This window comes from Flavobacterium psychrotolerans (genome assembly GCF_003097635.1).
In the GTDB taxonomy this organism is placed as follows: Bacteria; Bacteroidota; Bacteroidia; order Flavobacteriales; family Flavobacteriaceae; genus Flavobacterium; species Flavobacterium psychrotolerans.
In genome coordinates this window covers 1-20765 of record NZ_QCZI01000011.1, presented here as the reverse complement: position 1 = coordinate 20765, position 20765 = coordinate 1, and the positions used below count along the sequence as shown (strand labels likewise).

The 20765-nt window shown below is 34.1% G+C and carries 23 protein-coding genes; 4 read left to right on the top strand and 19 right to left on the bottom strand.

What is annotated here, in order from left to right:
* Positions 1-162: 162 nt before the first annotated feature.
* Positions 163-690, top strand: coding sequence for a nuclear transport factor 2-like protein (locus DB895_RS09515; RefSeq protein ID WP_133242663.1), 528 nt, complete (start codon positions 163-165; stop codon positions 688-690).
* A 76-nt stretch (positions 691-766) separates the two neighbouring features.
* On the opposite strand, the gene DB895_RS09510 is transcribed toward DB895_RS09515, so the two are convergent.
* The 10 genes from DB895_RS09510 to DB895_RS09465 all read right to left on the bottom strand — a co-directional run bounded on the left by DB895_RS09510 (position 767) and on the right by DB895_RS09465 (position 10503).
* Positions 767-2551, bottom strand: coding sequence for an ABC transporter ATP-binding protein (locus tag DB895_RS09510; RefSeq protein ID WP_116725131.1), 1785 nt, complete (start codon positions 2549-2551; stop codon positions 767-769).
* Between the two features lie 77 nt (positions 2552-2628).
* Positions 2629-3009 (bottom strand): DUF4258 domain-containing protein, encoded by a 381-nt coding sequence (locus tag DB895_RS09505; protein WP_116725130.1) that lies wholly within the window; start codon positions 3007-3009, stop codon positions 2629-2631.
* A 36-nt stretch (positions 3010-3045) separates the two neighbouring features.
* The gene (locus DB895_RS09500; RefSeq protein ID WP_116725129.1) at positions 3046-4239 is read right to left on the bottom strand and encodes an alanine dehydrogenase; all 1194 of its coding nucleotides are present in this window, start codon (positions 4237-4239) and stop codon (positions 3046-3048) included.
* Positions 4240-4283: 44 nt separating this feature from the next.
* On the bottom strand, positions 4284-4694 hold the full coding sequence (gene tsaE / locus DB895_RS09495) for a tRNA (adenosine(37)-N6)-threonylcarbamoyltransferase complex ATPase subunit type 1 TsaE (RefSeq protein ID WP_116725128.1): 411 nt from the start codon (positions 4692-4694) through the stop codon (positions 4284-4286).
* 71 nt (positions 4695-4765) lie between these two features.
* The gene (gene porX, locus DB895_RS09490; protein WP_116725127.1) at positions 4766-6319 is read right to left on the bottom strand and encodes a T9SS response regulator signal transducer PorX; all 1554 of its coding nucleotides are present in this window, start codon (positions 6317-6319) and stop codon (positions 4766-4768) included.
* Between the two features lie 205 nt (positions 6320-6524).
* Positions 6525-7217 (bottom strand): RluA family pseudouridine synthase, encoded by a 693-nt coding sequence (locus tag DB895_RS09485; RefSeq protein WP_116725126.1) that lies wholly within the window; start codon positions 7215-7217, stop codon positions 6525-6527.
* Between the two features lie 55 nt (positions 7218-7272).
* Complete coding sequence (locus DB895_RS09480) at positions 7273-7623, bottom strand: four helix bundle protein (RefSeq protein ID WP_116725125.1); 351 nt, start codon at positions 7621-7623, stop codon at positions 7273-7275.
* Positions 7624-7709: 86 nt separating this feature from the next.
* Entirely contained in the window at positions 7710-8528 is an 819-nt protein-coding gene (gene panB / locus DB895_RS09475) for a 3-methyl-2-oxobutanoate hydroxymethyltransferase (RefSeq protein WP_116725124.1), read from the bottom strand.
* Complete coding sequence (locus DB895_RS09470; protein WP_116725123.1) at positions 8480-8950, bottom strand: ribosomal maturation YjgA family protein; 471 nt, start codon at positions 8948-8950, stop codon at positions 8480-8482. The genes panB and DB895_RS09470 overlap by 49 nt, the downstream gene beginning before the upstream one ends.
* Before the next feature lie 128 nt (positions 8951-9078).
* Positions 9079-10503 (bottom strand): L-serine ammonia-lyase, encoded by a 1425-nt coding sequence (locus tag DB895_RS09465; protein ID WP_116725122.1) that lies wholly within the window; start codon positions 10501-10503, stop codon positions 9079-9081.
* Between the two features lie 361 nt (positions 10504-10864).
* On the opposite strand from DB895_RS09465, the gene DB895_RS09460 reads away from it, so the two are divergent.
* Positions 10865-11923, top strand: a complete 1059-nt coding sequence (locus DB895_RS09460; RefSeq protein WP_116725121.1) for a hypothetical protein — start codon at positions 10865-10867, stop codon at positions 11921-11923.
* Between the two features lie 73 nt (positions 11924-11996).
* Here DB895_RS09460 and DB895_RS09455 read toward each other — a convergent pair whose 3' ends face one another.
* The 9 genes from DB895_RS09455 to DB895_RS09415 all read right to left on the bottom strand — a co-directional run bounded on the left by DB895_RS09455 (position 11997) and on the right by DB895_RS09415 (position 19561).
* Positions 11997-13055: a nucleoid-associated protein gene (locus DB895_RS09455; RefSeq protein ID WP_116725120.1), complete on the bottom strand. Its 1059-nt coding sequence runs from the start codon at positions 13053-13055 to the stop codon at positions 11997-11999.
* 101 nt (positions 13056-13156) lie between these two features.
* On the bottom strand, positions 13157-13696 hold the full coding sequence (locus tag DB895_RS09450; RefSeq protein ID WP_116725119.1) for an IS1096 element passenger TnpR family protein: 540 nt from the start codon (positions 13694-13696) through the stop codon (positions 13157-13159).
* Between the two features lie 87 nt (positions 13697-13783).
* Positions 13784-14392, bottom strand: coding sequence for an HPP family protein (locus DB895_RS09445; RefSeq protein WP_116725118.1), 609 nt, complete (start codon positions 14390-14392; stop codon positions 13784-13786).
* Positions 14393-14402: 10 nt separating this feature from the next.
* Complete coding sequence (locus DB895_RS09440) at positions 14403-15683, bottom strand: chloride channel protein (protein ID WP_116725117.1); 1281 nt, start codon at positions 15681-15683, stop codon at positions 14403-14405.
* A 145-nt stretch (positions 15684-15828) separates the two neighbouring features.
* Positions 15829-16596 carry a superoxide dismutase gene (locus DB895_RS09435; protein WP_116725116.1) on the bottom strand — a complete coding sequence of 256 codons (768 nt, stop codon included), beginning with the start codon at positions 16594-16596 and terminating at the stop codon, positions 15829-15831.
* 92 nt (positions 16597-16688) lie between these two features.
* Complete coding sequence (locus DB895_RS09430) at positions 16689-17534, bottom strand: hypothetical protein (protein ID WP_116725115.1); 846 nt, start codon at positions 17532-17534, stop codon at positions 16689-16691.
* A gap of 112 nt (positions 17535-17646) precedes the next feature.
* Positions 17647-18465, bottom strand: a complete 819-nt coding sequence (gene kdsA, locus DB895_RS09425) for a 3-deoxy-8-phosphooctulonate synthase (protein ID WP_116725114.1) — start codon at positions 18463-18465, stop codon at positions 17647-17649.
* A 155-nt stretch (positions 18466-18620) separates the two neighbouring features.
* Positions 18621-19070, bottom strand: coding sequence for a 2-dehydro-3-deoxyphosphooctonate aldolase (locus DB895_RS09420; RefSeq protein WP_116725113.1), 450 nt, complete (start codon positions 19068-19070; stop codon positions 18621-18623).
* Positions 19071-19072: 2 nt separating this feature from the next.
* Positions 19073-19561 carry a DUF4199 domain-containing protein gene (locus DB895_RS09415; protein WP_116725112.1) on the bottom strand — a complete coding sequence of 163 codons (489 nt, stop codon included), beginning with the start codon at positions 19559-19561 and terminating at the stop codon, positions 19073-19075.
* 111 nt (positions 19562-19672) lie between these two features.
* Between DB895_RS09415 and DB895_RS09410 the strand changes: the two genes are divergently transcribed.
* Entirely contained in the window at positions 19673-20230 is a 558-nt protein-coding gene (locus tag DB895_RS09410) for a YeeE/YedE family protein (protein WP_116725111.1), read from the top strand.
* A gap of 2 nt (positions 20231-20232) precedes the next feature.
* Entirely contained in the window at positions 20233-20646 is a 414-nt protein-coding gene (locus DB895_RS09405; protein WP_116725110.1) for a DUF6691 family protein, read from the top strand.
* Positions 20647-20765: the final 119 nt, after the last annotated feature.

Sequence of the window (20765 nt, the reverse complement as noted above, 5' to 3'; positions counted from 1 at the left end):
TGTTGTTGCTGTAAAAAATTGATTTTCAGTATTTTTTGATGATTTTTTTTAAAAATTAATTAAAAAGTTATTCTTTTTTTGTTAATTTAGGATTGAATTTTAATGTGTGAATTCTCTAAAGAGATGAATCAATTTTTTACAATAACCTTAAAATATAAAACGATGAGAAAATTATTTTTAATTATTTTGTTTACTTCGGTATTTGTAGGATGTAAAAATGAAGAGCCAAAAAAGGAGAATTTGAATGCGCCAAAGGCAATTCCGGCAGAATTTGCGGATTCTAAATATGAAGTTATAGGTAAAAAAAGCCTTATGGATTTAGAGAAAGGAGATATTAATAGTTGGGTATCCGCCTTTTCAGATGATGCAGTTTATAAATGGAATAATGGAGACAGTCTGGTTGGAAAAGTTGCAATTGTCAAATTTTGGAAGGATCGAAGAGCAAATGTTATCGAGACTATTACTTTTAAGAATGCAATTTGGCTGCCCATTAATGTAAAAGAGCCTCAAAGTGTTGAAAAGCCTGGCATTTGGCTATTGGGTTGGTACGAAGTTATTGTCAAATATAAAAAAGGGAAAACGATGAAACAATGGATCCATACCGATTACCATTTTGATGCTAATGATAAAGTAGATAGAGTGATTCAATATATAGATCGGGCTGTTGTTAATGACGCTTTGTCAAAGTAGTCTTAATTTTATAATAAACAAAATAGCTATTAGGGTTTCTCCAATAACTTTTTGGTATACACAGTTTAAATGGATCTTACGAATAGCTAAACTGCAAGTTGCTCAGGTTTTTATAAATTCCATTTTCTAATGCAATTAATTCTTGATGAGTACCTTTTTCAATAATTATTCCATTATCAAGAACTAAAATTTGGTCAGCGCTACGAATGGTAGAGAGACGGTGTGCAATAATGATACTCGTTCTTCCTTCCATCAAAATCTCTAAGGCCTCCTGAACCAGTTTTTCGCTTTCGCTGTCTAAAGAAGAAGTTGCCTCATCTAGGATTAAGATACTCGGGTTTTTAAGTAAAGCACGAGCTATGGCAATACGTTGACGTTGTCCTCCGGATAATTTAATTCCTCGTTCTCCCACAAGGGTTTCAAATTGCTCTGGGAATCCTTCTATAAAGTTCAGGGCATTTGCTTGCTTTGCGGCTAAAAGAATTTCTTCATTGGTGGCATCGGGCTTTCCATAAGCAATGTTTTCCCTGATGGTCCCACCAAATAAAATAACGTCCTGTGGTACAATACTCATATTGCCCCGAAGATTTTCTAAATCATAATCATAAATACTTTTTCCATCAATTAGAATTTCGCCACTTTCAATATCGTAAAATCTTAGTAGGAGTGAGGCAATAGTCGATTTACCCACGCCACTTGGCCCGACAATCGCTATTTTTTGGCCGAAGCTGGCTGTAAAACTTACGTCCTTTAAAACCTGAATTTCTTTTCGGGAAGGATAACTGAATTTTACATTCTTAAAAGTTACATTCCCTTTTATTTTTTGGTTTGCTACTGATTGGGCACTATTTATTTTTTCTGGACTTTCTTCTAACAGTTCAAATACTCTTTCGGTCGCTCCGATAGCTTTTTGAATTTGGGCATACAATTCGGCAATACCACCAAAAGAAGCGCCTACAAAAGTGGAATACAGTACAAAGGAAATTAATTGTCCCACGCTCATTTCTCCGCTAATGCTCAATCGAACGCCAAACCAAACTACGGCAACAATAGCTCCAAACAAACAAAAGATGATGAAGGAAGCGAAGTAGCCACGGTATTTACCGCCTTTAATGGCGAGTTTTACCACTTCTTTAATTTTACCATTATAGCGCGCAATTTCATACCATTCGTTTGCAAATGCCTTAACGATGCTGATGCCTTGCATGGTTTCTTCAACAATAACCTGGCTTTCTGCTACTTGATCCTGCACTTTTTTGGAATATTTCCGGATAAAACGTCCGAAAATCACTGCTGCAACTGCCACAAGTGGAACTACGGATAGCATCAATAAAGTCAATTTGAAACTTTCACTTGCTAACAAGACTACGCCTCCAATTATTAGGATAAATTGTCTTAAAAATTCAGCAATTGTAGAGGTTAAGGTATCTTGAATTTGGGTAATGTCTGAGCTGATTCGGCTGTTTAATTCTCCAACACGTTTTTGCGAAAAGAACGACATGGGAAGTTTTACAAGATTGCTATATAAGGATAAGCGTAAGTTAGCTAAGGTATGTTCCGTGAAATTCACGAATAATGACAATCTAAAAAAGGAGAAAACAGATTGAAACAATAAAATAACAACCAATCCCAAAGCAATAGTATTCGCCTGAGTGTAGCTCTTATTTTTTACACAGTCAATTAACATTCCCATCAATTTTGGAAATGCCAATGCGGTTGCTCCTGTCAATAAAAGAAAAACCAAACCTACATAAAATTTCCAACGATGATTTCCGGCGTAATTAAATATTAGTGTGGCTTTTTGGAGTGAACTTGCCGTAATTTTTGATTTTGGTAAATCATTTTCTTTGAATCGTGACATTGGGTATCGTATATTTTACAAATGTAAGGCAACGATAGGGGTAACGTTTATTAAAAAACTGTTAAATAGTTAAAACGTTAGTTTTGTTTTTTGATGATATCTCTCAAAACAGCTTTGTCTGAGTAATTAATCACCTCTAAAATTATGGGCTGGTTTTTTGTGGTTTTTCCCTCAATAATGTAAAGTTTACCTTTTTCGGCTTCTTTATTACTTTTGTCAAAATCGACATCTCCATAGGTTAATGTGTTTTTGATGTCTGTGGTGTCAACCCATTTTTGAGCTAATATTAGTTTTGCTTTATCCGAAAAATTAAAAGGTTTTGTCCGTAAATCATTCAAAACTCTAGCATTTGGGAAATAATTGCAACGGGCATCTTTACCGCTCAATACCATGGCAACAAAGAACAATCCCATAATAAATCCAACCATATAATAGGCAAAACGAAATCTAAAACGCATCTGTTATTTTTTTTGCAAAGATACTTGAAAGTTCTATTAAAATACAATTAAATTAATATCACTGTCAGGAAGGTTAAACCATTCTCCAATAGCTTTACTGGTCAGTATTCCGTGATACAAATACACCCCATTTTTCAGCCCCTTGTTGCACCGAATAGCACTTTCAAGCCCGCCATCTTCAGCAATCTGCAAGAGAAAAGGAGTAAGAATATTGCTGATAGATAACGAAGCAGTTTTAGAATACCGTGAAGGGATATTAGGAACACAATAGTGAATTACATTATTTTTTATAAAAGTTGGTTTTTCATGGGTTGTCACTTCCGATGTCTCGAAACAACCACCAGTATCAATACTTACATCTACAATCACGGCTCCTTTTTTCATGTGCTCCACCATCGTTTCGGTGACAACAACCGGGCAACGGTCTTTTCCTCTCATCGCTCCAATAGCCACGTCACAACGACGCAAGGCCTTTAGTAGCGATTTCTGATGAATAGTTGAAGTGAAAATGCGTTGGTTTAGATTGTTTTGTAAACGTCTTAATTTAGTAATGGAATTGTCGAATACTTTTATGTTTGCACCCAATCCCAAAGCGGTTTTTGCAGCAAATTCCCCGACGGTTCCTGCACCAAGAATAACAACATCTGTTGGAGGAACTCCTGTAATATTACCTAATAACAATCCTTTTCCAAACTGGTTGTTAATCATTAATTCGGCAGCAATAAGAACGGATGCAGTACCCGCAATTTCGCTTAATGATTTTACTGCGGGGTAAGAACCATCTTCATCTTTTATGTATTCGAAAGCTAAGGCTGTTATTCTCTTTTTTTGAAGCGCCTCAAAGTAATTGGCTTTTCTGGTTTTTAGTTGGATTGCAGATATTACTATAGTTTCCGGATTAATCATTTCGATTTCTTCCATCGTCAAGGGTTCGACTTTTAATAGCATCGGGCATCCTAAAACTTTCTTGGTATCTTGAGTAATTTCAGCACCTGCATCACTGTATTCTTTATCGCAATAGCTTGAGCTAAGACCTGCGCCAGATTCAACCATCACACGGTGACCATGAGCCGTAAGTGAATTAACTGCGTCAGGAGTTAAACATATTCTACGTTCCTGATAACTTGTTTCCTTAGGAATGCCAATAAAAAGTTCGCTTTTATGACGGACTATTTCTAGTTTTTCTTCTTGTGGGAGCAGTTGTTGCTTGGTAAAAGGGGTAATGGCCATAAATATTCCTGAGTGTTAAAGGCACAATTTACAAAAATTTATCCTTAAGAGGTTAATATTAATTCTCTTTTTCCGTTATCTATCAGTTTTATTTTAATAATGGAATGTTCTTCGGGGATTAAATTCGGTATTTTTTCTGGCCATTCTATAAAACACCAATTTCCGGAATAGAGGTATTCTTCCATCCCTATGTCATAAGCTTCATTTTCGCTTTTAATTCGGTACATATCAAAATGATAAAGTAGTTTATTTTCAGCAGTTTGATATTCATTAACTAAAGAAAAAGTTGGACTATTAGTTGGGCTTTTTACACCAAGAGATTTAGCCAAATTTTTAATTAAGGTGGTTTTTCCTGCTCCCATTTCCCCATAAAACAAAATGACATTTTTGAGTTTTTGGGCAAGTATTTGTTCTGCTACTGCATTGATTTGTTCTAAAGAAAAAGTAATCTGCATGATTTCAGTGTTTAGTTTTCAGTATTCATAATCCGTTTTTTCAGCTAACAATTATTAATCATTATTTATTTTTATTTAGGATTAAATACTAATAATGGGATAATCATTTCTTCTAAAGAAATTCCACCGTGTTGGTAGCTATTTCTGTAATAACTTACATAATGATTGTAGTTGTTTACATAGGCCAGAAAAAAATCATTTTTGGCAAAAATATAAGAACTGCTCATATTTATGGTTGGTAACCCTATTTTTTTTGGGTCTTTTACAGCATAAACATCTTTATCTTCGTAGGTTAGGCTTCGTCCGGTTTTGTATCTAAGGTTCAAACTAGTATTTTTATCCCCAATCACTTTCGAAGGATTTTTTACGTTTATGGTTCCGTGATCAGTTGTAAGAATCAATTTGAAACCCATTTTTTGTCCCTGTTGAATGATATCTAAAAGTGGGGAATTCTTAAACCAACTTAAAGTCAAGGAACGATAGGCTTTATCGTCTGAAGCTAATTCTTTCACTACATCCATTTCAGTTTTGGCGTGCGATAGCATATCCACAAAATTGTAAACTACAGTTACTAGATCGTTGTTTTTTAGTGTTTTAAAGTTTTCGGCTAATTTTTTCCCACTCGCAAGATTCGTAATTTTAAAATAATCTTGTTTGATGTTTAGTCCCAGTCGTTTTAAATGAGCCGCTAAAAACTCAGCTTCATATAGATTTTTCCCGCCTTCTTCCACGTCGTTTTTCCAGTATTGAGGAAATTTTTTTTCCATTTCTAAAGGTGTTAGTCCGGAGAAAATAGCATTTCGGGCATATTGGGTTGCTGTAGGTAAAATGGCGTAGTAGGGTACTTCTTTCTCTAATTTGTAGTGATTTGTCACGACACTTTCGAAGGCTTTCCATTGGTCGTATCGTAAATTATCAATAACTACAAACAATACGGGTTTCTCTTTTTTTGTGATTTCAGGAACTACAACTTCTCTAAATAAAGTATGTGAAAGTACTGGTTTATCGGCTTTAGGTTCAAACCAATCTTCATAATTGCGTTCTATGAATTTGCCAAATTGAGAATTCGCTTCCACTTTTTGGGATTCTAAAATTTCAACCATGCTTTGGTCTTCAATGTTTTCAAGTTCTAATTCCCAAAATACTAGTTTTTTATACAACTCAATCCAATCTTCATAGGAGTTGACCATAGAGAGTTCCATGGCAATTTTTCTAAATTCTTTCTGATAATCTAAAGTTGTTTTTTCAGAAATCAATCGGGAATGATCCAGATTCTTTTTTAAACTAAGCAAAATTTGATTCGGATTTACGGGTTTTATCAGATAGTCGGCAATCTTAGAGCCAATAGCTTCTTCCATGATATACTCCTCCTCACTCTTGGTAATCATAATTACCGGAGTGGACGATTTTTTCTCTTTAATTTCAGATAGGGTTTCCAATCCACTCATGCCGGGCATGTTTTCATCCAGAAAAACAATATCAAAATCGCCTTCTTCAAAAACATCTACCGCATCGCGACCATTGTTGCATGTGGTAACATGGTAGTTCTTTTTTTCCAGAAATAGGATGTGAGGTTTGAGTAAATCAATTTCGTCATCTACCCAAAGTATTTTTATTTGATCCATTTTTTTTTGTGTCGTTTATGATAGTTGAGGCAATTTAACACTATTTCAACGAGGACTTCTTAAAATTATTGTAAAGTTGGAAGAATTACATATCCATTGGATTGGACGTACTTCCTCAATAAGGTGCTATTTAGTCAAATGTCAATATCGTATAGAACAATTAAAATTCAGATTTCATTAAACTATTAGAAAGGACTAAGAAAATCTATTTTAGTGCGTTCCAAATGACATCATTTGGCGTGGGGGCGATGATTTCAAGACTTTCTTTGGATACTGGGTGAATAAACATTAATTTTCTTGCATGAAGATGAATACCCCCGTCAGGATTACTTCTGTCAAAACCATATTTCAAATCGCCTTTTATAGGGGAGCCAATAGCCGAAAGTTGTGCTCTAATTTGGTGGTGTCTTCCCGTATGAAGATGAATTTCTAAGGCAAAATAATTGTTGAGTTCCTTGATGATTTTATAATCTAAACTGGCCATTTTGCTCTCTGGAACTTCCTTGACATGTGCTTTTGAAGTGTTGTTTTTTTCGTTTCGTTTCAAAAAATGAACAAGTTTATCTTCATTTTTTGACGGTTTGTTCTTTACGATTGCCCAATAGGTTTTTTGCGTTTCGCGATTGCTAAACAATTCGTTCATTCTAGTCAATGCTTTGCTGGTTCTGGCAAAAACTACGATTCCGGTAGTGGGTCTGTCTAGACGATGTACAACACCGAGAAAAACTTCGCCGGGTTTATTGTATTTGTCTTTAATATATTCTTTGACAACATCACTTAAAGGCTTGTCTCCGGTTTTATCCCCCTGTACAATATCCCCCACGCGTTTATTGATTACAATAATGTGATTGTCTTCGTGAAGAATTTGAAGGTTGTCTTTGTTGGAAATTATTTTCAAAATCGATTATTAGATTGTTGGATTTTTAGATTGTTCGAAAAATCTAAAAATCGAATTATTGCAATGTTGAACGAAATTTAGAAGTCATTTTAACAATTTTATCTATATTAAAGCATAATTCATCCAATTTTATTTGTTCTATATAGCCTAAATCAAAAGCGATTAATATTTGTGTTTCAATTTCATAAATGGAACCGATTGCAATTTCAAGAAATCTAGAAAGATCTTTATTACTGCTCCTAGAGCAACCTTCCGCAATATTTGAGGGAACAGAAACAGAAGCGCGACGAAGTTGATTTGTTAAACCAAATTTTTCTGAATCGGGAAAATTTGAAGTGACGATATAAATATCAGAACAAAATTTTCTGCTTAATTTCCAAATTTCTAAATCCTTAAATCGATGCATTTATTTAATTGAATTGGGATTATTAAATTGTTAAATAATTGGATTTTTTCGAACAATCTAAAAATCCATAAATCTAACAATCGAAACTAATATTGTTCACCGGAATTCGGAAAATCACTCGATTTAACATCGGTAACATATTGACCAATTGCGGTAGTCATACCTTCGTATAAGTTCATGTAACGTCGCAAAAAACGAGGACTGAATTCGTTGTTCATACCCAACATGTCATGAATGACCAGAACTTGACCGTCAACACCGCCACCAGCACCAATTCCTATTACAGGAATGGAAATGCTCTTAGCCACTTTTTCGGCTAAATACGCCGGAATTTTTTCTACAACTAATGCAAAACAGCCTATTTTTTCAAGCATTTTAGCATCTTCCATCAATTTTTTGGCTTCTTCTTCTTCTTTGGCACGAACCGTGTACGTTCCAAATTTATAAATGGATTGGGGGGTTAAACCTAAATGTCCCATTACCGGAATTCCTGCGTTCAGTATTTTTTTTATAGAATCTTTAATCTCACTTCCACCTTCCAATTTTACGGCATGACCACCACTTTCTTTCATAATTCTGATGGAAGAACGCAGCGCTTTTTTCGGGTCAGATTGGTAGCTTCCAAAAGGTAAATCGACCACAACCAGTGCTCTTTCTACCGCTCTAACAACAGACGAAGCATGATAGATCATTTGGTCTAACGTAATAGGCAAAGTGGTTTCATGTCCAGCCATCACATTTGAAGCGGAATCTCCCACAAGAATAACGTCAACTCCAGCGGTATCAACAATATTAGCCATGGTATAATCATAGGCTGTAAGCATTGAAATTTTCTCGCCGTTGGCTTTCATTTCAATTAATGATTTGGTAGTGATTCTTTTGTAATCTTTTTTTGTGGCTGACATTTTTTTTCAATTTGATTTGGTAAAAGTAGTAAAATTGAACTGTTAAGAGGATGGGATAGTTTGTTTTTTAAAAAATCAATTGAATATGCCACTGTTACCCCAAGTAAATAATACCCCAAATCACTCCAAAGAAAGCCTTGACCTAAGGCATAATGTCCTAACGGAGTACGTCGGACAGCCACAATCCATTCGGCTCTGTAAAGCTGAAAAAATTCGATGCAATAACAAAATAGCAGCGCAAGTAGTACTGTTTTTATATAGGTAAGATTTATGGATAGAAATCGTATTCCGAAATAAACCATTACTGCATATAAAGCATCTCCCACAAAAGATGGAAATCCATTAATTTTTCTTGATAAAATGCCAAGAATAATTACTAAAATAATGATTAGAAAATAAGTAAATCTATTTTTTTTAAACATACTAATAAATTATGCGAATCAAGAGTTGAAAAATTTTTCATTTATAATCAGTTAGTTAAAACACACGGTTTTTATAACCTCTGAGGTTTTGTTTAGAAACCAATGCGTTGTTTTTCCAATAATTATATCTAACAATCGGCCATATTTACGGCAATTGCTAACCCACCTTCGGAAGTTTCTTTGTATTTGTTGTTCATGTCCTTGGCAGTTTGCCACATGGTATCTATTACTTTATCTAACGGGACTTTCACATTTTTTGGATCAGTTTCTAGCGCTAACTCGGCTGCATTGATTGCTTTTATGGCTCCCATGGTGTTTCTTTCGATACATGGAATTTGAACCAAACCTCCAATAGGGTCGCAGGTCAATCCCAAATGATGTTCCATGGCAATTTCCGCAGCCATTAAAACCTGTTCAGGTGTCCCTCCCATTAATTCGCACAAAGCTGCCGCTGCCATGGATGAAGATACTCCAATCTCTGCCTGACAGCCACCCATTGCTGCTGAAATAGTGGATCCTTTTTTGAAAATACTACCCATTTCACTGGCTACCAGTAAGAATTGTTTGATTTCATTTTCGCCCGCGTCATGATTTTCAATAACCAAATAATACATTAATACCGAAGGAATAACACCAGCACTTCCATTTGTTGGTGCTGTAACCACACGTCCTAAAGCAGCATTTACTTCATTCACCGCAAGCGCAAAACAGCTTACCCATTTTAAAATTTGGCGAAATTTCACTTCGGTCAACCGGATTTGTTCCAGCCAAGATTGTGGGTTGTTATAATTGGCTAAACCAATGAGATTTTGGTGCATGTCAAACGCTCTTCTGCGAACGTTTAGGCCTCCTGGAAGAATTCCTTCAGAATGGCATCCAATGTACATACTCTCTAACATCGTGTTCCAAATACGCATTAATTCACTATGAATAGTAGCTTCAGAACGCATCGATTTTTCATTCTCATAAACAATTTCTGAAATTTTTTTGTGCTCTTTCGTGCAGTAGTTTAAAAGTTCAGTTGCCTTTTCTACGGGGAAGGGAAAAGTACACTTAATCGCAATTTTTTTCTTTGCGTTGATTCGTTCTTCTTTTACCACAAACCCGCCACCGATGGAGTAGAAAGTAGAAGTAAAAGCTTTATTATTTGCTATGTAAGCTTTAAAAGTCAATCCATTAGCATGAAAAGGCAGGAAGTTTTTATTGAAAACAATGTCCTGTTGAAAGAAAGGAATATATTTTTCATTTCCTAAATGGATTTCGTTTGTTTCTCTAATAATTTTGGTAATTTCTGTAATGTTTTCAATAGGAATGGATTCTGGATCTTGTCCGCTCAATCCCAGCATGATAGCTAAATCTGTAGCATGGCCTTTTCCCGTCAAGGAAAGGGAACCGTATAAATCCACTTTTACTCTGGTTACAGTATGAATTATTTTTTCATTCCGCAATTCTTCAAGAAAACGTTCCGCTGCACGCCAAGGACCAAGGGTGTGTGAACTAGATGGTCCTACACCAATTTTTAGCATATCAAAAACCGAGATACATTCTTCCATAAACAGTGTGGATTTTGTTTACTACAAAGATAATCGAATGAAGCTACGATTGGATTTTGAATTCCAATATTAATGTTTATTTAGCAAAATAAATGATTATACTGTACATATTCTATGAAATAGAGTGCTATTATTGGTAATTCATTTCGGTTTTTAATTATTTTTTACTTTTATAATTAACAAATAATTACAACTCAGTTGTCCAATTCTTAATAACTTTAACTCAAAATTCAAACTGTTTGTTTAAACGTTTTGAGGGGCATAAAAATCAAAAACAGGGCAAATGTATTAAATGCGGATTTGAATGAAGTATCACGAAATAAAATTTAATAGTTGTAAATTTGTATAAAATAGAATAACAATGAGTGAACCATTAATGCTTTTTAAAAAACCTTCCTATCCAATAAACCATTCACTCAAGGATTATTTAGAACGATTTGACCGAATATCTAAGGTCTCGATTTCCTACGACGACTTGTTGCGTTTTTCAGGTTCGATAAATGTTTATGATAAGGATAATCATGATACTTTATGGATTCGGGTGTATTATACAGAATTCGAAAGAGATGAAATTGATTTGACACTAAAGAAAATTTATTCACTTTTACATTCAGATGGAAATTTGGGAATCATAAAATTCTTGAATGTAGACTCCATCGACTATTGTACGTTCGGAAATTCCAAGCCTTTTCGTGTAAAAGTCAGAAACATTTTAAATGATAATTATACTCATTTCTATATCAAGAAAGCGGATGCTTCCCGTATTTATGGTCTTGAATTAGAGCATATTCTGTCTCCGGATAAAATCAATTTTTTGGTTTATGATGACACCTTGATAGAAGAACATATTATGGGCATTCCAGGGGACGCATTTATCAAGAGGCAATTGGGAAATTGTACGGAGATAGAGAAGGCCCAGATTGCAAAAGAATTTGTAAAGTTCAACGAGCGTTGCATGATTCGATTGCTTGGCGATATGCGCTCTTATAATTATGTCATTGTTGCCACTCATGATTTTGATCATGTGGTTTATAAAATTCGCCCTATAGATTTTGACCAACAATGCTACGAGGGAAATTTCAAGGTATACAGACCCCAGTTTTTCAAAGAAAACTATCCCATGGTGAAATTGGTGAAAGAAAAACTTCAGGATAGTTCGATTGAACAATATAAAGATGAAGAACGAGCAGCATTGGCCAAAAGAATCCATTCTGCTGAAAATCGAATTAAAATGTTATTGCATATCATGGGAGAAGACGTTATTGCCCCAGAATCGCATGTCAATCAATTAAAATTAGAATTGTATCGCTATACGAATGATTTGAATTTTAAACGGGCAAAATCTATGGGGAAAATTATGAGTGCCGCTTTTGAATTTGTTACTAGAAATTATAAAAACAGAAATTTATTTAAAACATAAAAATTTAGATTGACACCATAAAAAAAATGCGTTTTGATACTTTCAAAACGCATTTTTTAATTATATTTTTTTGTTAACTTTTTTGCTCCTTATTGAAATAAACCAAATAATAATACATTTGTTTTTCTTCGTCCCAACCTTTTTCTACATATTTTTCGGCACTTTCGGGATTGATAAAATCCATTTTTATTTGAATATGTGTATCGAGATTAATTACGTTTTTGATTGATTTTCTTGCATCTGAAACTGCAGCATTGGCAATTGGAAAACTCGTTACATCCTCAATACTGTATTTTTCGCCTTTGTCAACTTTGTAGTTCTTAAATTCCGGAATTAAGTCGGGGTTGTCTAAAACTTCATTCAAGAAATTAGTTTCTTCAAACTGGTCATTTTTAGCAAAATAATTCACGGAACGATTCATGAACATCACCTCTTCCTTCTTGTCTTCGGCAGGAAAAACAACATCTTTTGCAAATCCTTGACAGAATTTTAAGTATTTTTTGGTAATGAAATTTTCATCCTCAAAAGCATCTACCGAAAGGAAATGTTCAAGCCAGTATCTTGCATCATAGCGGTTGCTGTCAACGGTCAGGATTTTGTATCCTTCTTCTTTTTTGTGGTTAAAGATCAAGCACCCTTTATCGAGTTTGTTGAGGTTAATACCATGTTGTAAAATCATTTCCAGCGTTGTTCCTTTTTCCTCAAACTGTAAAAAGTCCGATTGCAATTCACTTTTAAAAATACCAATTGCATCCACCACATTATTGTCGATATTTAAATTGGTCAAATAGGTCACATAAACTTCTCCGTTTTTAATATGCGGATGATTGGATTGCTCGAACAAATGGGTTGTTATTTGTTTGGAAATTTCATGCAACTTGCTCGGATTTTCAAAAATTTCAGTGGCATATTTGAACATATCATTATAATCCAAATCGACTTCATGAGCAAATTGAAAATAATTTTCTTCTTTTTCACGAAAAGGTTTAAAGAAATATTCCTTCATCAAAGGCACAATTTCGTCATTTAGCGAATAGGGTTGTTCCGATAAAAAAATAGGTTCGTTTCTACTTTTGTTTCCAACTCTATGTATGGAAAGCGTTTCTATGTGGGTATTGTATAAATTGATCATTTTGCTTTTTTTATTTTTTATTTAGAAGAAAGAACCAAGATAAAAGACAGTTTGAAAGTCTCCAATCTTGGTTCTAATTTCTTGTTTCTTTACTCTATTCTCTAATTCCAATTTTCCTCAAACCCATAATCTTCAAAGTTCTCTCCGCCATCAAGCATGTCTAGGTCATCTTCATCAAAATCATCTTCGAATTCGCCATAAATATCATCTTTCATATCGGCTTCAAAATCTTTTTCGGGGGCATCATTTGGCATTTCGCCATGTGAAAAAAGAGTTTCCGGATAAATGTTTCCTAAAGTTAGTTCCTCAATTGCGGCCAATTCTACAAGAAAAGTCCACATATTCAGAAAATCGTAAACATAAATTATTTTAGTATTTTCCTTGTCTAGTATTTCGGATAAGGGATAATCGTTCATTATTTTTTGTTCTCCAATAACGTCTCCCGTATCAAAAAGCGAAATTTCATCTTCCTGATTCCATTGATTGTCACAGGTATAAAATGAAGCAATTTCTAAACCGTCAAAGCCAAAGGCATTTACGATGGCATTGTGCAAATCTTCTAAAGTATCCTCCTCTAGTATGGCAATATCTCGAAATACATCATCTTCGGCATCGAGAATTACTCTGAATTTATAAACCATAATCGTTTTATTTATTGAAAGGCCAAAGATAAAATTTATATTCCGTTTTTGAATTAAAAAGTAATTAACAAAATATATAAAAATTATTTATGGGATGACATTTTTATTGAAGACACCATGAATTCGGTTTCTAATTTTATGGTATTTTTTATGATTTGGATAGTGTCTATTTGCGGTCACATTATTAAAAATTAAGGCTACAGCAAGTAGAATGAGTGCACCGCTCAACACAGGATAAAGAACATACCAATAGCCTATAATTTTAATTTTTGGAGAACCTATAATGGCAATTAAAGCAGTGGCTCCGCCAGGTGGGTGTAATGTTTTAGTTATTTGCATCAAAACAATAGATAACGAAACGGCAAGAGGTGCGGTAATCCATAAAACATTTGGTGCAAATTTAGCTACAGTAACTCCAACAATTGCAGAAACAAGATGTCCTCCAACCAGATTTCTAGGTTGGGCCAATGGACTTTGAATAATGCCATATATCAAAACGCTTGAAGCGCCAAAAGAACCAATTAAGAAAACCAAATCAGAATGGAGAAAGGTTTTAGATTGAATGTAAGCAATAAGTCCAATACCAACGAATGATCCTAAAAAAGCCCAAAAATGTTCTTTATAATCAATTAAAGTTTCCTTGTAGAGAATATATTTGGTTTTGCGATAACCTCGTTTTATTTTCTGAATTGGCATGTTCTATTTCTTATTTTGATGGAGTAGGAGAGAAGGTATAGACTGTAAAAGGATAAATCATTTTTGCTGTGTATTTCGAAATTAAACAGATTACCAATATAGGGAAAAATAAAGTGTAATCATTTATAATTCCACACACTAAAAAAAGTGCTGTAAAAGGCGCATGTATGCTGGCACTTAACATAGCAGCCATGCCAATAACCATAAAGTTTACGGGAATAACATTAGTATTAAAAAAAGTATTCAAAACCATTGCCATCAGAAAGCCTAAAAATGCACCAATAAACAAACTTGGAGCAAAAACACCCCCATCACCGCCCGAGGCCAGTGTTGCTGAAGTCACGATAGGTTTTAAAAATAGAATTCCAATCAAAGTGATTGCTAATGGGAGTGTTAGCGGAATTTCTTTTGAAGAAAACAGAATCGTTTTAATGGCACGATATCCATCCCCATACAATTCTGGAAATAGAAACAAGGAAAGGCTGATAATGCCGACACCAATAATTATTTTATAATATTGAATTTTTATTTTTGAAAATGTAGCTTTAAAAAACAACACGCATTTGGTAAGATACACAGAATGTATTCCAGATAAAATTCCAAGAAGCACAAAATAAGGGATGGCATAAACGTGCCAAGTCGTAATGTTTATAGCAAATAATGGCGGTTCATTTAAAAGGAATAACAATCCCGAAGCTATTGAAACTGCCAGAATTGTGGTTAGAAAAAATGATTTAGTCGCTTTTTTAGAAATTACCTCTAATGAAAATAAAATTCCTGCAATTGGGCTGCAAAACAATGCAGTGACTCCTGCCGCAACCCCTGCAGATATCAATTCGACTTTATATTTTCGAAATACATTTTCTTTTTGTTGGGCAACCGAGCCAATAGTTGCAGAGGCAACAACGGTAGAAACTTCAATTCCTGTTGAGCCCCCAAAGATTACCGTAAGCAGCCCGTTGATGTAATGGGATGGAATTTTATATAGGGGTAAAATTTTTGATTTTGAATTGGTGCTTTCAAATATTTCTTTGATGCCTTTATTTTCATTTTTATTAAACAAATAAAGTCGAAGAAAATAGATTACCGATAATCCAAAAAATGGAAAAATAAAAAAATAAATGGGATGATTATTGGCTTGACAAAAAAAAATAGTTTCGTAATATTCGGTCATCCGTTTTAGAGAAATGGCTAGAAACGCCGATAGAAAACCAATTAAGAGCGAAGCAAGAATTAATTTTTGAAAGGCAATAAATCGAATGTTTTTTTTAATTCGTAGAATATCATTCATCTGTGTGAGCTTTGAATCACAAAAGTAATTAAAGCGATTAAGAACATTTTAAAGGAGCAATAAATTTATGATTATTTTGTAATTATAGCCTAAATTTTATAATTAAGCATTGTCCAATAAATTGGGGCGACAAAGATTTTTAACTCTATTTTTTTATCGCTTCCTCATATTTTTCTTCTACTTTTTTCCAATTGATGACGTTAAAAAAAGCATCAATATATTTTTTGCGTTTGTATTGGTAATTCAGATAATAAGAATGTTCCCAAAGATCTAAAGCCAAAATAGGAGTGCCTTTTATTAAAGCATTCTGCATTAGTGGATTGTCTTGGTTTGATGTACTTGTTACTTGTAATTTTCCGTCTTTATCCGCAATCAACCATGCCCAACCAGAACCAAATTGTTTAGTGGCAGTCTCTTCAAATTGTATTTTAAAATTATCAAAAGAACCAAAATCTCTTGCTATAGCAGTAGCCAAAGTGTCTTTGGGTTCCCCTCCAGCTTTTGGCGCCATACTTTCCCAAAAGGAGTTGTGATTGTAATATCCACCAGCATTATTTCTTAAATCGGAATTGTTGGGGTCTAATTTTTTTAGTATTTCCTCAATTGGTAAAGTTTCAAATTCTGTTCCTGCAACGGTTTTATTCAAATTATTGGTGTAGGTTAAATAATGTTTTGAATAATGGATTTCCATTGTCATGGCATCAATATTGGGAGCAAGCGCATCATAGGAATATGGCAATTTCACCATTTCAAATACTCCTTTCTCTGCTTTTACATCTTCAGGATTTCCTAAAGTCATTTTCTCCTCGGCAGCAGGAAGTGGCACTTCAACCACCTCGGTCATTTTTTTATTGTTGCATGAAACCATCATAATCGCAATGGTCCCTAAGATAAATAAATGCCTTTTTTTCATATGTAATAATTTCTATTTCGAGATGAATCAAAAATAGCTTTTAAAAAATTAATTTTAGTCTTTTAGTTCAATATTTTATACTGTATTCGATTTTATATTCTAAAAATACCGCCAAGTTCTATAATTTTTTGAAAAAAGAAAAAATCTTGAAATGCACTATCTTTGGTGCTTTTAGTTGTTCGAATATCTTGCATGTTAATATAGCCTCCTTTTAGTTCACCTTGAATATAAAAGTACTTTAAAAAAGTGATATTTAATCCTGTTTTCAATGATGCTCCATAGCCTGAAACATGAAAATCATCATGACGTTCCTTGCCCATAAGAGTCGTATTCGTTTTGGGATATAACAAGCCAAAACCAGCGCCTTCAGTTAAATTAATTTGAATCTTGTCTGTATTCTTAATCTTAAATATGGAAGAAATGTCATCGTGTCTTGAAAATTCGGTATTTACATAATTCAATCCATCTGTATGTTCATACATTAAGAACGCTTCTGTCATAACGGTAGGCGTGTCGTTGTAAGTGCCATTAAACGGAGAATTTCCGGAAATTGTACCGGTCATATTCGCCGTTTGGTTTTGAGTCATTACATATTTCATGTGATCTAAAGCCAAAGCAATACTATAGTGGTCATTAATGAAATAGCCCATTCTAAAATTGGTTTGAGGGATAGTCATTCTGCTAGGATTTATATAATCAATATGCCAACCTTTAGGTTTGTCATGTGCTTCTAAATTTTCTAAGGTGAAATTATAATTTTCACCTCGAAAAGTCACATCAGATTTAGTATAACTATCTCTATTTCCTCCCCATGAAATAAAGAATTTTCCTTTATTATTTGCCGTATATTTTTTTTGTGCATTAATTTGTTCTTGAGCGAATGTTTGTAGGGACAGAGCAATGAAAAGCACTAAAAAATTTAAATTTAAATTTTTCAATTATTTTGTGATATTTTGTTGTTGTATTTTTTTTGAAACCAAATAATAGTTTCTATTTATCAAAAAAGGTAGTCAAATTTTACTTTTTCATAATTATTGATTTTTAAAATTATTAAAATTGATTTATGGATTGTCTAATGGCCACTAATCGGGTCATTAAACCTTCAAAAAGGTCTAAATGTAGCATATTTGCACCATCACTTTTTGCATTAGCTGGATCAAAATGGGTTTCGATGAAAATACCGTCAACTCCAACGGCAATTCCCGCTCTGGCAACGGTTTCAATCATATCAGGTCTTCCGCCTGTAACACCAACAGTTTGATTGGGTTGTTGCAAGGAATGCGTCACATCAAGAACTGTTGTTGCGTACTGTTGCATGGTTGGAATTCCCCTAAAATCGACGATCATGTCTTGGTAGCCAAACATAGTTCCTCTATCAGTGACCATTACGTTTGGATTATTGCAATCTAATACTTTTTGTACGGCATGCTTCATGCTTTCCGGACTCATGAATTGTCCTTTTTTCAAGTTTACCACTTTTCCAGTGTTGGCAGCTGCCATAACTAAATCGGTTTGGCGAACCAGAAAAGCAGGGATTTGCAACACGTCTACATATTGTGCAGCCATAACTGCGTCCTCATTAGTGTGTATGTCGGTTACTGTAGGCACCCCAAATGTTTCAGAAACTTTTCTAAGGATTTTCAAGGCTTTTTCATCTCCAATTCCGGAAAAGCTGTCAATTCTAGAGCGGTTGGCTTTTTTGAAGGAGCCTTTGAAAACATAAGGAATCTGTAATTTATCGGTTATGGCAACTAATTTTTCGGCGATGCGCATTGCCATTTCTTCACCTTCAATGGCGCAAGGTCCAGCGAGAAGGAAAAAATTGCCACTATCGGTATGCTTAATTTGAGGAATGTGCAGTAAGTTCATAGTTGTTTTTTTGATGATGCAAATGTAGTTATGATTTCTGTATTTTAATTTGGGGATTTTAATTTTAACAAAAGAAGATAAAACGTATCAATCTGATGTTGATTTATTAATTTTTTTTAAATATGTTAAATCAAAATCATTATTTTTCTTTGTAATTATTTTTTTAAACTCAGTCCTAGAGGAACCATTAAAATTCCTTTTTCATAAATATTTAGATACAGTTTTATTGGTGTTTTTTGTCCTTCCCATGAGATTTCATATACGTCTAGAAAACCAGCACCCATTTCACTCTTTTTGGTAGGGAAGGGACAACAGCTTTCTGTTTTTTTATAGGTTATTTTTTCTCCTTTTGGACCAGCCAAGGCATTAAGAAAACGCTGTTGATTGGCGTCAATCTCTTTAGTGTTTCTAAAGAATACATTGATGGGATAATCTTTATCATATCCGTATTTCACATCTTTACTATATTGGTTTATTACGAAAGTGTTATTAGTAGTCAATTTAAGTACGGGTGCATTATCATCCACATTTTTCAAAGTCGATTTTGTGCTTACACAAGAACTTGTTAGAATCAACACAATTAGGGAAGCGATACAGTTTTTCATTTTCAGATTTTATTATTTTTAGTTTTCAAAAATAAAGCAACAATTGAGGCAGTGATTACACCCATTGACAGTCCTCCAAATATTCCTTGAAGGATATAGCTTTTTAATGAAAAATAAGCTTCGGCTTGCACTTGGGTTTGTATTTTATGTCCAACGGCATATTTAATAATGTTAGTAAAAAAATTAGGTGAAATATAGGTGTAAGTGATGTATTGAACCAAAGGGCTTAATGTGCTTACCACAACAGAAAGAACTACTCCCGACAAAAAACCTTGTTTCCAAGTCATGTTTCCTTTAAAAAACAAGTATTTTTTTTCTCTTAATGCCAATGCGTATATCGCAATTGCAATTAGGGCAAATAAATTAGTATAAATGGGCTGTTTGGCTATGTTCACATCATGCAAACCAACTGAATTTTCTATAATCATCCATACAAGTGTTGCTATACTAAAGAAAATAGCCCATTTTATTTCAATTGCAATTTTTTTCATTCATTATAAGGTTTAAATTCTATTCAAAAGTACTCGTTTATTTTAAAACCTGTATCTTTAGAAGATAAAATCAAACAAATTGTTATTTTTGCAAAAATAAATAAACGCGCTATGGATTTTATATTTCATACTTGGCCTTGGTATGTTTCCGGTTTTTTAATCGCAACAATCATGCTAACCCTAAATTATTTTGGAAAGGTATTTGGCATGTCATCAAACCTTCGTACGCTTTGTACGATTGCTGGAGCTGGTAAATTTTCAGATTTTTTTAAGTTTGATTGGAAATCGCAACGTTGGAATTTAGCTGTTGTTATTGGCGCTATGCTTGGCGGTTTTGTGGCTGTACATTATATGAGTGATGCTTCGAATGTAGAGATCAATCCAAAAACGATTGAACAATTGGCCAGTATGGGAATAGATGAGCCAAACGGAAAATTATTACCCAATGCCTTGTTTAGTAGTGATGTGTTTCAATCTCCAAAAATGATATTCATACTAATTGTTGGAGGGATCCTAATAGGTTTTGGTTCACGCTATGCCGGCGGATGTACTTCTGGTCATGCAATTGCAGGCCTGAGTAATTTGCAAATACAGTCATTAAAAGCAGTTATCGGTTTTTTTGTTGGCGGATTAATAATGTCTCATTTTATTTTACCTCTAATTTTCTAAAAATGAATTTATTAAAATATGTATTTGTTGGATTTGTTTTCGGGATTGTATTGACAAAATCCGAAGCCGTTTCTTGGTATCGAATTTACGAGATGTTTCAATTTCAATCCTTTCACATGTTTGGAATCATCATGGTTGCCATTACAACGGGGATTATTGGATTGCAAATAATAAAAAGGGCTCAACTTAAAAACAGCAAAGGGGAATTTTTTCAGGTTGCTGACAAAGAAGAAGGTTCTGTTCGATATTGGATTGGCGGATTGTTTTTCGGATTGGGTTGGGCATTAGTTGGTTCTTGCCCTGGGCCAATTTTTATTCTGCTGGGTGCCGGATTTCTTCCTGTAATTTTTGTTCTTTTGGGAGCGCTTTTAGGGACTTTTATTTACGGAATAATAAAGGACAAATTACCACACTGACGTTTTAATAAATACAAATAGAAGCTAAAAAATCCCGAATTATAGACTGCCCCCAAAAAGTTAGACACTATTTGGGGGTATTTTTATGGAAAGAAAAGTCAAGTATGATTATACATTTA

Bases quoted from the DNA above. Each gene is read 5' to 3' on its own strand.
- DB895_RS09460 (WP_116725121.1), top strand. From the start codon at position 10,865: ATGAGTGAACCATTAATGCTTTTTAAAAAACCTTCCTATCCAATAAAC.
- DB895_RS09465 (WP_116725122.1), bottom strand. From the start codon at position 10,503: ATGGAAGAATGTATCTCGGTTTTTGATATGCTAAAAATTGGTGTAGGA.
- DB895_RS09515 (WP_133242663.1), top strand. From the start codon at position 163: ATGAGAAAATTATTTTTAATTATTTTGTTTACTTCGGTATTTGTAGGA.
- DB895_RS09505 (WP_116725130.1), bottom strand. From the start codon at position 3,009: ATGCGTTTTAGATTTCGTTTTGCCTATTATATGGTTGGATTTATTATG.
- DB895_RS09450 (WP_116725119.1), bottom strand. From the start codon at position 13,696: ATGGTTTATAAATTCAGAGTAATTCTCGATGCCGAAGATGATGTATTT.
- tsaE (WP_116725128.1), bottom strand. From the start codon at position 4,694: ATGCAGATTACTTTTTCTTTAGAACAAATCAATGCAGTAGCAGAACAA.
- DB895_RS09470 (WP_116725123.1), bottom strand. From the start codon at position 8,950: ATGTTTAAAAAAAATAGATTTACTTATTTTCTAATCATTATTTTAGTA.
- DB895_RS09480 (WP_116725125.1), bottom strand. From the start codon at position 7,623: ATGCATCGATTTAAGGATTTAGAAATTTGGAAATTAAGCAGAAAATTT.
- DB895_RS09455 (WP_116725120.1), bottom strand. From the start codon at position 13,055: ATGATCAATTTATACAATACCCACATAGAAACGCTTTCCATACATAGA.
- panB (WP_116725124.1), bottom strand. From the start codon at position 8,528: ATGTCAGCCACAAAAAAAGATTACAAAAGAATCACTACCAAATCATTA.
- DB895_RS09415 (WP_116725112.1), bottom strand. From the start codon at position 19,561: ATGAAAAAAATTGCAATTGAAATAAAATGGGCTATTTTCTTTAGTATA.
- porX (WP_116725127.1), bottom strand. From the start codon at position 6,319: ATGGATCAAATAAAAATACTTTGGGTAGATGACGAAATTGATTTACTC.
- kdsA (WP_116725114.1), bottom strand. From the start codon at position 18,465: ATGAACTTACTGCACATTCCTCAAATTAAGCATACCGATAGTGGCAAT.
- DB895_RS09405 (WP_116725110.1), top strand. From the start codon at position 20,233: ATGAATTTATTAAAATATGTATTTGTTGGATTTGTTTTCGGGATTGTA.
- DB895_RS09410 (WP_116725111.1), top strand. From the start codon at position 19,673: ATGGATTTTATATTTCATACTTGGCCTTGGTATGTTTCCGGTTTTTTA.
- DB895_RS09510 (WP_116725131.1), bottom strand. From the start codon at position 2,551: ATGTCACGATTCAAAGAAAATGATTTACCAAAATCAAAAATTACGGCA.
- DB895_RS09435 (WP_116725116.1), bottom strand. From the start codon at position 16,596: ATGAAAAAAAGGCATTTATTTATCTTAGGGACCATTGCGATTATGATG.
- DB895_RS09445 (WP_116725118.1), bottom strand. From the start codon at position 14,392: ATGCCAATTCAGAAAATAAAACGAGGTTATCGCAAAACCAAATATATT.
- DB895_RS09440 (WP_116725117.1), bottom strand. From the start codon at position 15,683: ATGAATGATATTCTACGAATTAAAAAAAACATTCGATTTATTGCCTTT.
- DB895_RS09420 (WP_116725113.1), bottom strand. From the start codon at position 19,070: ATGAAAAACTGTATCGCTTCCCTAATTGTGTTGATTCTAACAAGTTCT.
- DB895_RS09500 (WP_116725129.1), bottom strand. From the start codon at position 4,239: ATGGCCATTACCCCTTTTACCAAGCAACAACTGCTCCCACAAGAAGAA.